Below are 15,032 nucleotides of genomic sequence, written 5' to 3' on the forward strand. Positions count from 1 at the left end.
AGTGAGTACCGCATTCGTAACTGGCGTCGGCGGCCAAGATGGAAGTTATCTCGCTGAGCAACTCCTGGATTTGGGGTGGTCGGTACACGCTCTAACCAGGACGGATAAGACTGACGTAGCACAGTTATCGGCGGGTATTATTCCTCATCCGGGTGACCTGACCGATCATGAGAGCCTGCAGCATGCGCTAGAAGATGCCTCACCGGACGTTGTCTTCAACCTCGCTGGCAGCAGTTCAGTAGCTCGATCTTGGGATTCGCCTGCCGAAACTGTCGCCGTGAATTCAACAGCCGTGGCCGTGCTTCTTGAAGCGACTTGGCGTCTTCGCGAAGCGACTGGCAACGACATCCGCTTCGTGCAAGCCTCGAGCGCCGAAATTTTTGGCAATGCAGCGGTGGCTCCGCAGCATGAGAACTGCTCAATTCAGCCTGTTTCGCCTTATGGTGCGTCCAAGGCGCTGGCGCACAATTTAGTGCAGATCTATCGCAATAGGGGGATGTTTGCGTCAACTGCGATTTTATATAATCATGAGTCTCCTCGCCGGCCAGTAGCGTTCGTCACCAGGAAGATAACGTCGCAGGTGGCAAAGATCTTCCTGGGTCAAGCTGATTCGCTGCTATTAGGTAATTTGGATGCTCGACGCGACTGGGGGTGGGCCCCTGACTATGTCGATGCGATGTATCGAATTGCGGCTCACTCCGATGCGCAGGACTTCGTTATAGCAACGGGTCAATCGCATACCGTTGCTGATTTTGTGGCTAGTGCGTTTGCCGCTGTGGGCATAAATAATTGGCAACAGTACGTAGAGATTGATCAAAGGTTTGTCCGGCCGGCCGATGCGACCGAGCTGCGAGGAGACTCCCGAAAAGCGCAGCGCTTATTGGGATGGAAACCAACTATGGATTTTGAAGAGATGGTCGCACATATGGTGATGAACGACATCGATCTTGAAAAGCGATCACTTTCGGCGACGACCTTCCAGGAACCTCAAATATGAGCGGCGTAATTGTTCATGAGTGGCTCGAGCCCCATGGCGGAGCCGAAAAAGTCATGGAGGAGATCGCTGAAATATTTCCCGATGCACCTATCCGTTCTCTGTGGGATGACGCGCCGGAACGATTCGCGGACGGACGCGTAACCGAGACGTGGCTCGCACGGACGCCACTTCGTAGGACTAAGAAGCTCGCTCTCCCCTTTATGCCGATCACATGGCGCAACTTGGGATTCGGAGATGCCGAGTGGATTTTGTGCAGTTCACATTTGTTTGCCCATCATGCAAAGTTCTCAGGTCCTGCTCGTGCAGCTTCAAAATTTGTGTACGCCTATACACCCGCTCGATATATCTGGACCCCAGAGCTAGATGAGCGTGGAAAGTCGCTTGCGGCTCGCGCTGCTGCGGTACCGCTCAGGCGTCTCGACAGGGCGCGCGCCCAGGAGCCCTCCTCCATAGCGGGCATTAGTCAATTTGTCAGGGACCGAATTGAAACGTGCTGGGGCAGGAGCGCAAAAGTCATTTATCCGCCAGTTAGCGTGGCGGACTACGCTGGCGGAACAACCGTGTTGACGTCCGATGAGGAAGATTTGCTAAATCAGCTTCCCTCTGAGTTTATTCTCGGAGCGTCACGGTTCATCCCGTACAAGCGACTTGATCTAGTTATCAAGGCTGGCGCTGCCGCGGGTATTCCCGTTGTGCTTGCTGGTAGCGGGCCAAGCCACAGCTTTTTGGAGCATTGTGCAGCCCAATATCCGGGCCACGTAACATTCGTTGAAACGCCATCGTTTCAGATGCTTCGCGAACTTTACCGCCGAACGCTCCTGTACGTCTTCCCGCCGGTTGAGGACTTCGGGATTATGCCCGTTGAGGCGATGGCCACGGGGACACCTGTCCTTGCCAATGCCGTAGGTGGAGCGGCTGAAACCGTCATTCACGGTAAGACGGGATACCTCCTCGAAAGCTTTGAATCCCGGCAACTTGCTGATGCGGTTCATTCTGCGGTATCGCTCGGCGGCACCCAATGTGTGGCACAGGCTTGGAAGTTTGATAAAAGCGTGTTTGCTTCAGAAATGAAGAATTGGATTACAAGCGGCATTTCTTGATAACTAGCAGTGTATTTCAAGAGATCCCATCATCGCAACGCATTTGATGGTTGCAAACACCTATTATGGAAAGAGAAATATGGGCATTGATGTCGTTGTCGTTTCATATAACTCGAGCCTATACCTTCCGAAGCTCGCATCGAGTCTTTCTGAAATGTGCCTGGACGGGTCAGTGGTCATCGTTGATAACGCATCCTCTGATGGATCGCCGACAGTGGCGGAGGGCCTGCAGTGGGGCGCACCTGTTAAGGTTTTAGCCAATAAAGAGAACATTGGCTTTGGCCCTGCTATGAACCAAGGTATATCGAGTTTTGAGCGTGAAAACGAATTTCTCCTAATCGTGAATCCTGATGTGCAGCTAAGATCCGACACTCTGCCGGTCCTGAAGGCGGCTTTGGACTCGGACAGTCGTCTAGCTTGCGTCGGTCCTCAGCTTGTCACCAGCGACGGACAGGCTGTTTCATCCGCTCGGGCTTTGCCTACTCCATGGTCCATCGCTTCGCGAGTCGTAGAAGAGCAGATACCTACTGACAACGAAATACTGAATGTTGGCTGGGTTTGCGGCGCGGTTATGCTTTGGAGACGAAGAGCATTCGAAGAAATCGGAGGTTTTTCTTCGGAGTTCTTTCTTTACTATGAAGATGTTGATATATGCCGCAAAGCGTGGAAAGCAGGCCTTCGGGTAGCAACGGTTGCCGACGCGAAGGCAATTCATGATCAAGGCCATGGCAAGGAACCGTCACTCTTATTGAAGAAGTACAGTAATCAGAGTCGAAGAATTTATTCTCGGAAGTGGCTCGGGGCGTCGGGAAATATTGCGGTGAGTATAGCCGAAACGGTGGAGAAGATCGTGGACTTCAAACGCTCGAAACTTGGGACTACGAAATGAAAATCGTTTTTGATGGACGACTTTTGACTTCCAAACCATCGGGCGTTCGCGATATCACCTTGGGTTTGGTAGCGGGTTTTCGACAATTGGCGGAAGATGGCAAATTGGATTTCGTCGTGGCTGGCGATAGGGCGCATGACGAGATCGATGTGATCTTGCCTTCAAGGGGATTTATGCATTTCAGTCTCCCTCTTGCTGCCGCACGCCACAGGGCAGACCGGATCATTGTTCCACGACAGACCGTGCCTTTTATTTCTGCAGTTCGATCCATCCCCGTATTTATGGACATCGGTTTTTTGAGAGTTCCGCAGTTTTACTCGAAGCACTTAGTCCGAGACCTGACGACGAAGTATGCAGCCAGGTGTCGTGAGATCGTCGCAATATCGGAGTACACGGCTAACGAGCTTGCTGAGGAAGGACTGTCGACCTCCGTCGTGCCTTTGCCAATTCAGGCTATTCACCCGATTGAGTGGAGGCCCGCGCCAGAGGATCGCTATGTGCTATGTGTCGCTGCGCAAGAACATCACAAGAATCTTGCACGACTTGTTGAGGCTTGGAATGAGGTTGATGCGTGTGGGTGGCGCTTGGTGATCTGCGGGCGCCCCGGTGCGGCTAGCCTCGAGATACGAGACGCCATCAAGAGGCTGGGATTGGAAGACTCGGTTCAGGTGGTGTCGGGTCTCGACGATGTTGCCTACCAATCCCTTCTTGCTGGATGCTCGGGCTACGTCCAGCCCTCTTTTGACGAAGGACTTTGCATACCCGCCCTGGATCTGGCCGCTGCGGGCGCACCCACAGTCGTTAGTGCTTTGGGAAACCTTGGCCTCGTTTACGGAAGTTCTGGAGTCCCCAGCACTTTTGATCCATATTCGACTGCCTCTATTGCGCAAAGTATTAAGCGAGTCTTAGAAGATCAGGAATTTCGTCATCAAATTTCCACTTGGAATCTTGCGAATGTAGCTCTGACTGACTGGGCCGCCGTTGCTCGTACGGTTCTAAGCGGGATCGAGTGATGAGACTTTCGCTCGTTACTGTCACCTATAACTCAAGCCACATTCTACGTGATTTTGTGCGGAGGTTGGATCTCAGTAATCATCATGATTGTGAGCTCATAATCGTGGACTCCGGCTCCAGTGATGCTGAAAACACCATTCAAATCGCGAGGGAGGAGGGGGCCACAGTTCTAGTAAGTGACAAAAATATTGGGTATGGCAGAGGTTCGAATCTGGGTGCATCGGCTGCAACTGGTCAATGGCTGGCCTTTGTGAATCCTGATGTTTCGGTCGGATTTGATCAACTTCTGACCCTGGTGTCGATAGCCGAGGCTGGCGATCTAGACTGCGTTGGGCCTCAGGTTGTTGGCCCTGACGGTCGGGAAAAGATGACATGGGGTCGAACGATAAAGCCGCCTTGGCGACAAAGAGATCGTGGATACTCAGAAGACGGGTCATTTATCTTTGCGGAGACCATAAGTGGTTGTTGTATGGCACTCTCAGCATCCAAGTTCGCAGCTCTCGGTGGCTTCGACAGCGACTTCTTCATGTTTTGCGAGGAGATGGACCTGCACAGGCGGCTGAAAGACTCGGGTGGACGTACGGCTGTGACTCGCGACGTAGTCGTGGAAACACCTGGCGGCGCCAGTTCTCTAGGAGTGACGGATCGATGGCGCTCCGTCGAGCGAATGGTGGGCCACACACGCTATATGTTCAAGCACTTTACATATCTAGAGGGTCTGATCGCGGTCCTCACAAATCTTTCAAAGATATTAGTCGAACCTAGATTTGGAAGCCGTCAGCTTAGCTTGAGACAGTATTTCGAAGGCATAAGGAGAAGCGTTGAGAGTACTTAGAGTTTTCCACGGAGGAGGTGTTCCCGCCTATCAGCGAAGAGACGAAGAACTAGCGATGCTTGGACACAAAGTCCATCTTTTGGTGCCAAAGGTATTCCGGGAACTGCCCACTGCTACAGTTGCCGTGCGCCGGAACGATTTAATTATGGTCACGCCCGTTGGTCTTTTCGGACTACGTCGTAATCCGTTCTTTTTCTATAACCCTCTGCGCATTGCTATGGAAATTTTTAAATTCCGTGCAGATGTCATCGATGTGCATGAAGAGCCGTACAGCTTGGCTGCCGCATCGATACTTCTAGGCAGATTTTTGGCCCGATCGAAAGCGAAAGTTGTTTTTCGATCTAGCCAAAATGAGTTCAAGAAATACCCATTTCCTTTCGCAGGATTTCAGAAGTACATTTTCCATGTGAGTGCTGAGGCATACGTTCCGTCGGCACAAGCGGCTCAGGTACTTCGGCAGAAAAATTTTCGACGTCCCATTACGGTTGTGGGCAATGGGGTGGCCGTCCCTGAGCATGCGCGGGTAGATTCGACTCCCGCAGAGATTCTCGAAGTTGTGTGTGTTGGCCGACTTATCGAGCGTAAGGGTGTACAGGACCTGGTTGAAGCGATCGCCAAGAGCCAGTGTCGTGTGAATCTGACCCTGGTTGGGACGGGTCCCCTGGAAAGTGTTTTGAGGGCCCGGGTCGCTGAACTCCCAAGTTTGGCAGACAGGGTTACTTTCACGGGAGCGGTCTCGATAGAGGAAGCTGCTGCAGTTATGCGGCGCTCTGACGTTATCTGTGTTCCGTCACACGAGCTTGAGGGCTGGAGCGAGCAGTTTTCGCGAGCGCTTGTTGAGGGAATGGCCAACTACTGCGTGCCACTGGTGTCTGATTCGGGGGCATTACCCGAGATCAGCGGAGGAATAACCGCGCCTTTCCAATGGGGCGACGTTGACGATCTCCGTCTCCGCCTTGATGAACTCGTACATTCGGGGGACATAAGAGAGCTTCAGAAGTCCGCACACGAGCGTGCGGTTGAGCACTACTCATGGGAAGCAACGAGTCTTCGCATCTCAGAAATCTACGAAAGAGCGGTTCGTACATCATGAAGTCTCTCTTTTTGCTTGTGAAGAATGTTGCGGACGAAGCGTCTTTGACAACAGACATAAAGCCGGGAGCGCGCCAAATTATTACTCTGGCTCCATGGCAACTGTGGCTTGCACGCCGGAGTCCTGCCTTCGCTTCATCTGTCGAAGGGGCCGACGCTGTGACTATTGATGGTCGCTGGCTAAACGCGTGCCTAAAGCTTGCAGGGAGAAATTTTCCACTGGTTACTGGGCGCGCACTTGTTCAATGGCACTTTGACGAGTCAAACACGGAAAAAATTGCGGTTGTCGGTTCTTCCCAAGCAGCACTTGAAAGAGTTCGGAAAACAAGACCTGAATGGATTTGTTTTGGCGGAGAATTTGGGACCAACATTGATGAAGAGCGATTAGCGACGGTCCTTGACGGTATCCAAAGCAATAATGTGTCTCTGGTCTTCATTGCCTTAGGAAGCCCAAAACAAGAGAATTGGGGCAGGAAGATTGCTGACCTTGCCGGGGTAACAGTAATTGGAGTAGGTGGTTCCATAGAGACTGCTGTTGGACTTCGCAAGCCGCCCTCCGTGGTGTCTGAGTCGTTGGGGCTTGAGTGGTTGCAACGAACTTTTCAGGACCCACAGCGATTTATTCCTCGCATAGTACAAGCCGCCTCAATAATGCCCCAACTCGCATTTGAAGCAGTTCAAATTCGCGTCAGCAGTTGGATGAGATAGTGATTATTTAGAACAGAGTTACGGAAGGTGCTAATTGATATCCAGAGTTGCTAAAATTCTACGACGATCTAAGCCGGACTTGGAACGTTTGGCCGCTTCCGGGACAGTAAATGTGGGAAAACACACCTATGGTAATCCGTCTGTCCGTGTTTTCGAACATGATGATACGAAGTTGTCCATCGGAGCGTATACCTCTATTGCACATGAGGTCCAGTTCTTGCTCGGAGGCAATCACCCGACGGATCGCGTCACTACGTTTCCCCTGCGGATCAGGCTTGGTTTGGAGGGTGCAGGGAGTGACGGCTACCCAAGTTCACCTGGGAACATAAACGTTGGATCGGATGTGTGGATTGGTGCGCGAACTCTTGTGTTGGCTGGCGTGAATATCGGTGACGGGGCAGTGATTGGCGCTGGAAGCTTAGTGAGCCGCGATGTACCACCGTACTCGATTTGTGTTGGTCAACCGGCCAGACCAGTTAAATTCAGAATTCCACAGGAACTGATTGGTCCGATGCTGAGCATTAAGTGGTGGGAGTGGGACGACGCGACTGTTGAGCGGTTGGCGTCAGAGCTTTCAGGGACCGACGTTGAGGGTTTTGTAAAGAAATTCGGTAAATTGCCGGCAAAGCCATGATGGATGCTACAAATTCTTTTGAACTTACCGCCTTGAGGAATGGTGGACCTTCCGTGCCTGTTACCGCTGAAAGCGAAAGGAACAGGTCTTGATGCGTGCGATCCTACGTCGGCCAAGTAGTATGCTTACTGCCGCCAACATCATCGCTTTAGCGCTTGGGGTGTTCTCCGCCGCCATCCAGGCCCGTGTGCTCGGCCCCGAGGGGCGGGGGAGCTAGCCACAGCCGTCGTCCCTGGCACTGTATTGTCGCTGTTGTTATGTCTTGGGCTCCCGGATTACTTCGCAAGGCGCAGCGCGCGGGATGGTAATGGGCGTGCGGCGAGCAAGCTGGCGCTTCTGCTTAGTGCCGCTATTGGTTGTCTAGCTATTTGGCCCTACATACTGTTAGTTCAGTTCCTATCTCCAGCTGAGAGCCATGCTTGGTGGCTATTGATGCTTTATGCATGCGTTACGCCTCTTTTCATACTTGGGTACTGCCTCGTATCTATCTCAATGGGATTATCTAATTGGCGTATCGTTGCCTTATCAAAAGTGCTGCCACAATGCCTCAATATTGCTGGACTAGTCTTTATCTCTATGTTCGAAGCAGATGCCCTAGCTGTTGGATCTCTTCTTATTGCAAGTAGTCTGGCGGGGGTGCTCCTGCCGCTCATAGCCAAAGGGACACGTCCTGCGGGTTCTGTCCCCATTGAGGAGGTAAAGGAGGCGCTAGCATTCGGGCTAAGGGGATGGACTACTGGCGCTTTGGGCCTTCTTAACCAGCGAATAGATCTGCTTCTTCTTACCGCTATGGCGGGTAAGGTCGATCTCGGTTATTACGCCGTGGCAACCACTGTAGCATCAGTCCTAAATGCAATCCCGACAGCCGTGGGCATTCCAGTGCGCAACAAAGTTTCGACTGGCGATAAGGATAGTGCGCCTCAGGCAGTTGCGCTCGTAATAGCGCTCACTTTCTTCGCTGCTGTGATCTTATGCGTCAATCTTGGCTGGATAGTGCCAGTTGTGCTGGGCGCGGCATTTAACTCTGCGATTCCAATTATGTTTATGCTGGCGGCGGCCCAGGTCCCTCTTAGTGGTGTAATTGTGCTAACTTTTTGCTTTGTTGGATCTGGACGCCCTGGTACTCCAGTGATAGGCGAGGCCATCGCACTGGCGACTACTGCGTTATCTATTCTGGTATTTTTTCCAATGTACGGTGTTATGGCCGCAGCGATAGCGAACCTGATTGGAAACCTGCTGAGTTTGGCTGCTCTCCTTTTCATTGCTAGAACTTATCTTTTTAACGTACCTCTTTGGCATTTTCTTGTTTTGACGCCCGGTCGGGCCCGGCGCCTCATTTCTACTGGGCAAACTACGTCGGTCTAGCGGATCTTTCGTCCGCATTGATGTCAGGGCGTTGGGTGTATGTTACTTTCTTGCTTTCTGGAAGACGGTGAAGTTAGATCATCCAGGCTCCTGGTGGGAGCCAATCTGCCGGCGTGTTATCCCCGGTCAGTTCGGTATAGGCAGAGCGGGCCTAGAAAACACAACAGTGCTATGGGCTGCACCGCTTATGTTGTGTCCGTGAAGGATTGCCATGCGAAGCAACGAAGCGGCTGACCGTCGTGTATGAGGGACTAAATACCCCCGGAACTAGTGGCCGGAGTATTCTCAACGCGTCCTATGAGAGATCGCATAGCAACTAAGGGCGCTCCCTCCGGGATAGCGCGTGTGAAGAATATAGCGCTTGTCGAGATGACTCAAGCTGTAGCTCAAAAAGGGTACGCTCCTAGTCGGACTCCAAATGCCGCCCAGTCTCTGTCAGCGATGCATGATGAACACAGTAATGAAGGCGGGGTCCCACCTGGAGTGACACCTGCATGACACATCTGGCAAATCACCGAATCGTCAGCTCGCTTACCAGCGTCGACCGTCTTTTTCGGCGTTCTGCAGCTTAGGCGAAGGTTTGCCCTTCTTGCGTTGAACTTTGACATGGGGCGAGGGTAGCCGGTCACCGTTTAGCCCAAAAGAGTGGCAAGTACCTGTCTCTGGGCTGCAGACTACTTGCATACCGGTTGCCGGCCATAGTCGCTTAAACTGGCTTAGGTCACTCTAGGTGTGGTCAATGAGTCCCAGGTGTTCGGCCGATACCACTCAGCATGATTACAAATGAAAAACTACTTGGATCGGTCGCCCGAGTGGAGCTACGGCTAAGCTGGTTCGGAGTTTTGTGCTCGGACAGTAGATCATCACGGACGGCATCCACGAAAACTGAGGCGAGCTGTGTGGCAATATCAACCCACACGGACGTGGGGTGAGCTGCTTTTCACCTGCTGTGAGGGAGCAGGTACAGGTCTGCGGGGCCGATGATTCATGCAGTAACGCCGTGGTGCTTGAATTCTCTCCACGGTTCCTAAACTTCGATGATCGGGCCAATGCGGCTGTTAGGAATGGATGTCTTCACTCACGCCATTCTCGGTAGAGGGTGTTGGACCTAGAAGCGCCGGGTGTCCCATGTCGATCCGACCCCGCTCGAGCCTGTTGTTCGTTCCTACTCAAATACGCCGCTCTGTGACAGGTGCCAAGACGACGGGAGTTCCTAGGTAGAATTACACCAACCGCAAGATCTAGAAATCTCACACCGGCTGGTTGCGAGACAAAACAGGGGGAACCCAGCTTGGACCTGAAAGACTATTTGCACGTTGTCCGACGTAGCTGGGCCTTGATTTTGGCGGTCGCGCTTGCGGGCCTGCTCGGCGGGGGGCTCTCTCCTTACTGAGCAAACCATCATATGCGGCTCAAACAGAGCTTTTTGTCGCCATCCAGAGTTCGGGAAGCGTCACGGAGCTGCAACAGGGGAACACGTTCAGCCAAGGTCGTGTTCAGTCATACGTAAAGACGGTTTCCACGCCGGTTGTGCTGCAGCCGGTCATTGATTCTTTAGGTCTGGCAGTCACCGCCGACCAGCTGGCCAAGCAGGTCAAAGCGAGCACCGATCTTGATACCGTCGTCATTAATATATCTGTGGTGGACAACTCCCCTGTGCAGGCGGCAGCTATAGCGCAGGCGATTGGTAACAGCCTGATCAAGGTGGTAGATGACCTAGAAAGACCTAAGCTAGGCGGAGCGTCGCCTGTTAAGCTATCGGTCATAACCCCCGCTACTCCCCCCGGCAGTCCGACGTCCCCAAATACGAGGCTGAACCTCGTTCTTGGGGCATGTCTTGGTTTGATAGCTGGACTGGCTTTGGCTTTTGGACGTAAGGCGATTGACACTAAAGTGCGTGGAGAATCTGACGTCTCTGACGTTTCTTCATCGCCGATTATTGGCGGGATTTCCTACGACCCTGATGCTTCCAAGCGTCCGCTTCTTACTCAGGCGCCCCAACATAGTCGAAGGGCCGAATCCTATCGCCAGCTGCGAACGAACTTACAATTCGCCAACATCTCCGGGCACGCCAAGACCGTTCTCGTGACCTCATCGCTTCCCGGTGAGGGAAAGAGTACGACTGCCATAAATCTGGCGATCGCTTTGGCGCAGGCAGGACAATCAGTGTGTTTGGTAGATGCTGATCTTCGTCGACCAATGGTTGGCGAATACCTCGGCTTGGATGCGACTGCAGGGCTAACGACTGCGCTTGTGGGTGCAGCCGATGTCAACGAACTTCTGCACGTTTGGGGCAGCGACAATCTTTGTGTTTAACTTCTGGAAGGATTCCGCCGAATCCCAGCGAACTCCTTGGTTCTGAAGAAATGCGCGGGCTTATTGCTTCACTTGAGCAGGCCTTCGATCTCGTAATTATCGACGCACCTCCACTCCTGCCGGTCACTGACGCCGCAGTGCTCGCTCAACATGTTGGGGGTGTGGCCGTGGTAGTCGGGTCTCAAAGAATCCGCCGACAGGACTTGGAGAAGTCGCTTAGGGCTCTCGAACTTGTGGGGGCAAACATCCTCGGATTAGTACTCAACCTTCTGCCCGGCAAGGGGCCCGACTCATATACTTACAGCTACTACACCAAGGACAGCTCCTTGACCACGGAACAAGCCGGTGGGGCCAGGCGCTCCAGGGCTGTACCGCCCGACCCTAGGCAGGACACGACCCGCAGCGACGTAAGCGGGCGAGAAAGCAGATTTCCTGCTGCGGCACGATTCGTTGATCAGGGAGGACATGCGAGCGAGTGACAAAATTGGACGGTTGGGGGTTCATAGGTTTTCCTTCGGGCCAAATGACCATCCCTCTATTTTTTAATTATGCTTGAAAGTATGAACAATGATGCCCGGGAAGATTCCACTGATTCAAAATACTCTCGTTTCGTGGGTCGCCGGATCCTCTTTTGTTTAGCTGTTTTTTCGGTGGCGACCGTACTTGTTATCCTGCTGGTTACGTCCAGCGACAATCCGGGTCCAGCGTTTTCGATACTTTGCGGATTCTTACTTGTCGAAGGATTTATTTTTGGAAGTCTGTTTGCCTCGGCATGGAAGTCGCGAATTACCCGGGATAAGAAAGAACCGTATCGTGGCCCGTTCACAGCGCCCCGGTAGCTGCCGAGGCGGTTGCAGACCCCAAATTCCTCGCGTCCAGTGCATCGCCGAACCCTAGCCTGCGTTCCTGACGCGGGTAGAATCGGTCAAAAAGACACGCACACTGATTTGCCGGAGGTACGGAGAAACAATGTCGGAATGGCTCGAAGTCGGGGCGGACAACTATGTACTGGTCACTGAAGGGTCCCTGCTGAACACGGGCTTGATCGTCGGCTCGGAACGCGCCATGGTCATCGACACCGGATGCGGCCCCCGCCAGGGACGCGAAATCCTGGACGCGGTGAGGGAGAAGACGGACCTGCCCGTCGTGGTCGTCAACACCCATGCTCACTACGACCACTTCTTCGGCAACGCCGTCTTCGCCGAAGCCGGCATCACCGAATTCTGGGCGCACCAGAACTGCGCAACCGAGATTGACCAGCGCGGTGACGTGCAGCGCCGGCAAGTTGGAACGCTGGAGCCTGAGATGGCTGCTGGCGAAGGTGACAACGTGGAGCTGGTGGTACCCAACGCAATCGTCAAGGACCAGCCTGTCTTGGTGGACCTCGGCGGCCTTACGGCAACGCTGTTCTATCTAGGACGCGGCCATACCGACGGCGATCTCCTGGTGGGAACACCCACCACTTTGTACGTGGGTGACCTTGTGGAACAGGGTGCCCACCCCTCCTTCGAGGATTCCTACCCCGAGGAATGGTCAGGCGCTCTCCGGCACATCTCTGCCCTGCGCCACCGCTACGAATTCTTGATCCCCGGCCACGGCAAGCCATGCAGCGACCAGTTCGTCAAAACGATGGCTACCACCATGACCACCGCCGTCCGTCAAGCCCGCCAGACCATTCGAGACACCCCAAACGACGCCACTAAGGCGATTCCAGTCTTACCTTACGGACCTGAGCAGTCTCGCTGGTTCATTAAGCGTCTGCAGGAGACTCCTGCAGGAGCGAGCCGAGAGCCGTGACGCAGCTAGAACGACGAGAAGCTTGTCCCTATATAGTGTAAATACACCGACGGGCACCACCGAGACGCGACGGTAAATAACGCCGATTCTGGTGGCTCACCGCCGCCGTCATGCTTGTTCAAGTCAACAGGAAAGCCTCCAGCGTTTGCGGGATTTCCATGATCCCGGCCCATGTAAAGACCGGCAGGAAGCTAGGGGGAACTTTGAGACGAGCGGTCTCAACTGCAGCTGTGATCGGCACCTTCGCTGTAGTGTTTCTTGGGTTCGCCGTACAAGCACTGCTCTTTATTGGTCTCGGTGCGCTGGTCCTATGGGCGAGAAAGTCTCCAGCAAGGCTTGGCGGCGTCAGCGTCGTGTTTGCTGTAGCCATTCCGCTTGTTCCTGGATTGCAGGAGACGCGCACACCTCAGGTTGCGGCCTACGCTATATTGTTTGCGCTTCTTCTGTTTCCCGCACTGGACCTACTCAGGGCCCGCCAAAAGCGTCTGCGTTTGCCCCTTATGGTCCTTGGGGTTCTCTCAGGCCTGCCTCTTCTCACAGTGGGTGTTCTGGGATTCGACCAATTCCGTCTTTTGGCTGGCTTAGTCGTAGCTACATCTGTCGCTTTGGCGATCAGCATCGGCTTGGCTGCGGACCACCTGGATCGGCAAAGACTACTTAGAATGCTCACCTTCCTAGCCTACGTAACGGCCGCCATAGCGCTGTACGAGGTGGCAACTGGGAAGCCACTTTACGAGTTCACGAATTTTCAGGTCCAGAGCAACCAGCGTGCGGCTTTCCGCGCAGCTTCCCTGTTTGGGCATCCGCTTGTGCTTTGCGTCTTCATGGCATTCGTCGCGGTAGTCAATATGGCCAGACCGGCATGGACTACCGCTAGCAGGCTGTTCGCGCGTTTTCCATCCGTTGGCATACCACTCGCTGGCGCCGCTGCTAGCGGTTCACGGAGCGTGCTGTTGATGGTTGGGGTTGGCATCACGGCCATGCTTGTGGTCCGCCGCGACGGCAGCTCAAATAAATCTCACAGATTTGTTGTCGCGGTTCTTGCCGTGGTCCTAGGCATTCTCGGATTGCAACCAGGCAGCCTCCTTTCTGGTCGGTTTGACCAGCTTTCGACGCGCGAGCAATCCATCAGGCTGGGAGGTTTTGACGTTGTAAACCAAATCACGACCGGCGCCGAGATCATAGTGGGCGGGGGCCCGAGATCTGTGGCCGATGCCTCGAAGACCTACAGCTTTGCATCTTTCCGAACCGTGGATAATCAATTTTTCACGGCTTACGCAGACTACGGTCTTATCGGCGTAGCGCTCGTCGTTGGACTTATTTGTCTTGTGCTGGTGGGCGTCCGCCGTAAAGGGCTGGACCCGTTGCAGCGAGCCATGGCCGTAGCGGGCTCAATCTTCCTACCGGCCTTCTTCGTCATGGAGCCGATGTCCTGGCCGGCGATCGCAGTTCTCTTCGGCTTCGCGGTAGGCAGCGCAGTAAACGAGCAGTCCCGTACGCCGGATAGCTGGCGCCGCCAGCTGTCTAGGGAGGGCTTAGAGCCCAAAGCGGGGAGGCGCTCACTGGCTATTGCGAGTGTATCCGCGCTTTAGTACGTAGGCACCAGCACTCGCCATTGCGGCGCGGACGCGGCCCGAAGGGGCTGGCTCGCGGACCAATGGCTGAGTCGAAATTTGGGCGGCTCACCAGGTCGCCGTGACCCAGTCTGGCCAATCGTTGGTGCCTAAACCTGTTTTCTTTATACGCTGATTACCTCTTTATCCGAGGTGCTGATTACCTTTTCATCCGAGGTAGGGCTACGGACTTTGCGCTAACGGTATCGTGCCGGTGGCGTTGCGGTTATTGACTGTCGGTTGGCTGTTCATCCGCGACACCCCCAACGATGCCACCAAAGCCATTCCCGTCCTGCCCTACGGCCCCGAACAGTCCCGGTGGTTCATCAAACGGCTCCAAGAGAACTGGCGCAGCAGCCACGACGCCTCGTAACAAACGGCCGTTCACAGCCAATCTTGAGGTTTGCTCCCTATGGTCAGCCCATGAGCCGGCACGGGGGAAGTTACGACGTTCGCTATTCGAAGCGGGATGCACGGCAGCGCAGGCTGCGGTACATCTCCTACGTGGCACTGGCCGCCCTGGCCGTTGCCACCATCGGGGTGGTCCTGATGGCCGTGGAGCGCTAAGCGCGCCACCGGCACACAGAGCCAAAAATCACCCCTGACCTGCACAAACACCCATTCTTGAGTCAACCTTGAGGGTGCACGGCAGGGTAAATTGAGTTCGCCCCG

13 protein-coding genes and 2 pseudogenes are annotated in these 15,032 nt (G+C 54.1%); all 15 read left to right on the forward strand.

All coding sequences use genetic code 11. The annotated features are described in order from the left end of the window. The first annotated feature begins 1 nt into the window (after position 1). The 15 genes and pseudogenes from ACX5I6_RS09690 (at position 2) to ACX5I6_RS09760 (ending at position 14,927) form a co-directional block, all read left to right on the forward strand. Entirely contained in the window at positions 2-997 is a 996-nt protein-coding gene (locus ACX5I6_RS09690; protein ID WP_461840329.1) for a GDP-mannose 4,6-dehydratase, read from the forward strand. Next, a complete protein-coding gene (locus ACX5I6_RS09695; protein ID WP_461840330.1) occupies positions 994-2,097 on the forward strand; it encodes a glycosyltransferase in 1,104 nt (367 codons plus the stop codon). The genes ACX5I6_RS09690 and ACX5I6_RS09695 overlap by 4 nt, the downstream gene beginning before the upstream one ends. A 79-nt stretch (positions 2,098-2,176) precedes the next feature. Then, complete coding sequence (locus tag ACX5I6_RS09700) at positions 2,177-2,986, forward strand: glycosyltransferase family 2 protein (RefSeq protein WP_461840331.1); 810 nt, start codon at positions 2,177-2,179, stop codon at positions 2,984-2,986. Beyond that, complete coding sequence (locus ACX5I6_RS09705; protein WP_461840332.1) at positions 2,983-3,999, forward strand: glycosyltransferase; 1,017 nt, start codon at positions 2,983-2,985, stop codon at positions 3,997-3,999. Before ACX5I6_RS09700 ends, ACX5I6_RS09705 begins: the two co-directional genes overlap by 4 nt. After that, on the forward strand, positions 3,999-4,835 hold the full coding sequence (locus tag ACX5I6_RS09710) for a glycosyltransferase family 2 protein (protein ID WP_461840333.1): 837 nt from the start codon (positions 3,999-4,001) through the stop codon (positions 4,833-4,835). The genes ACX5I6_RS09705 and ACX5I6_RS09710 overlap by 1 nt, the downstream gene beginning before the upstream one ends. A gap of 55 nt (positions 4,836-4,890) precedes the next feature. After that, complete coding sequence (locus ACX5I6_RS09715) at positions 4,891-5,928, forward strand: glycosyltransferase family 4 protein (RefSeq protein WP_461840334.1); 1,038 nt, start codon at positions 4,891-4,893, stop codon at positions 5,926-5,928. Then, positions 5,925-6,635 carry a WecB/TagA/CpsF family glycosyltransferase gene (locus tag ACX5I6_RS09720; protein ID WP_461840335.1) on the forward strand — a complete coding sequence of 237 codons (711 nt, stop codon included), beginning with the start codon at positions 5,925-5,927 and terminating at the stop codon, positions 6,633-6,635. Before ACX5I6_RS09715 ends, ACX5I6_RS09720 begins: the two co-directional genes overlap by 4 nt. Positions 6,636-6,747: 112 nt before the next feature. Continuing rightward, positions 6,748-7,269, forward strand: coding sequence for a CatB-related O-acetyltransferase (locus ACX5I6_RS09725; RefSeq protein WP_461840336.1), 522 nt, complete (start codon positions 6,748-6,750; stop codon positions 7,267-7,269). 219 nt (positions 7,270-7,488) lie between these two features. After that, positions 7,489-8,634, forward strand: a pseudogene (locus tag ACX5I6_RS09730) (oligosaccharide flippase family protein); the annotation flags it as partial. 1,530 nt (positions 8,635-10,164) lie between these two features. After that, positions 10,165-10,950 carry a YveK family protein gene (locus ACX5I6_RS09735; RefSeq protein WP_461840337.1) on the forward strand — a complete coding sequence of 262 codons (786 nt, stop codon included), beginning with the start codon at positions 10,165-10,167 and terminating at the stop codon, positions 10,948-10,950. A 560-nt stretch (positions 10,951-11,510) separates the two neighbouring features. Next, on the forward strand, positions 11,511-11,789 hold the full coding sequence (locus tag ACX5I6_RS09740; RefSeq protein ID WP_461840338.1) for a hypothetical protein: 279 nt from the start codon (positions 11,511-11,513) through the stop codon (positions 11,787-11,789). 130 nt (positions 11,790-11,919) lie between these two features. Further along, complete coding sequence (locus ACX5I6_RS09745) at positions 11,920-12,747, forward strand: MBL fold metallo-hydrolase (RefSeq protein WP_461840339.1); 828 nt, start codon at positions 11,920-11,922, stop codon at positions 12,745-12,747. Between the two features lie 230 nt (positions 12,748-12,977). Beyond that, positions 12,978-14,339: a hypothetical protein gene (locus ACX5I6_RS09750; protein WP_461840340.1), complete on the forward strand. Its 1,362-nt coding sequence runs from the start codon at positions 12,978-12,980 to the stop codon at positions 14,337-14,339. A 271-nt stretch (positions 14,340-14,610) separates the two neighbouring features. Then, positions 14,611-14,733: pseudogene (locus ACX5I6_RS09755) on the forward strand (MBL fold metallo-hydrolase); the annotation flags it as partial. Positions 14,734-14,783: 50 nt separating this feature from the next. Next, on the forward strand, positions 14,784-14,927 hold the full coding sequence (locus ACX5I6_RS09760; protein WP_461840341.1) for a hypothetical protein: 144 nt from the start codon (positions 14,784-14,786) through the stop codon (positions 14,925-14,927). The last annotated feature ends 105 nt before the right edge of the window (positions 14,928-15,032 follow it).

Source organism: Arthrobacter sp. MMS24-T111, assembly GCF_054888995.1.

Bases quoted from the DNA above. Each gene is read 5' to 3' on its own strand.
- ACX5I6_RS09695 (WP_461840330.1), top strand. From the start codon at position 994: ATGAGCGGCGTAATTGTTCATGAGTGGCTCGAGCCCCATGGCGGAGCC.
- ACX5I6_RS09700 (WP_461840331.1), top strand. From the start codon at position 2,177: ATGGGCATTGATGTCGTTGTCGTTTCATATAACTCGAGCCTATACCTT.
- ACX5I6_RS09705 (WP_461840332.1), top strand. From the start codon at position 2,983: ATGAAAATCGTTTTTGATGGACGACTTTTGACTTCCAAACCATCGGGC.
- ACX5I6_RS09710 (WP_461840333.1), top strand. From the start codon at position 3,999: ATGAGACTTTCGCTCGTTACTGTCACCTATAACTCAAGCCACATTCTA.
- ACX5I6_RS09715 (WP_461840334.1), top strand. From the start codon at position 4,891: ATGCTTGGACACAAAGTCCATCTTTTGGTGCCAAAGGTATTCCGGGAA.
- ACX5I6_RS09720 (WP_461840335.1), top strand. From the start codon at position 5,925: ATGAAGTCTCTCTTTTTGCTTGTGAAGAATGTTGCGGACGAAGCGTCT.
- ACX5I6_RS09740 (WP_461840338.1), top strand. From the start codon at position 11,511: ATGAACAATGATGCCCGGGAAGATTCCACTGATTCAAAATACTCTCGT.
- ACX5I6_RS09745 (WP_461840339.1), top strand. From the start codon at position 11,920: ATGTCGGAATGGCTCGAAGTCGGGGCGGACAACTATGTACTGGTCACT.
- ACX5I6_RS09760 (WP_461840341.1), top strand. From the start codon at position 14,784: ATGAGCCGGCACGGGGGAAGTTACGACGTTCGCTATTCGAAGCGGGAT.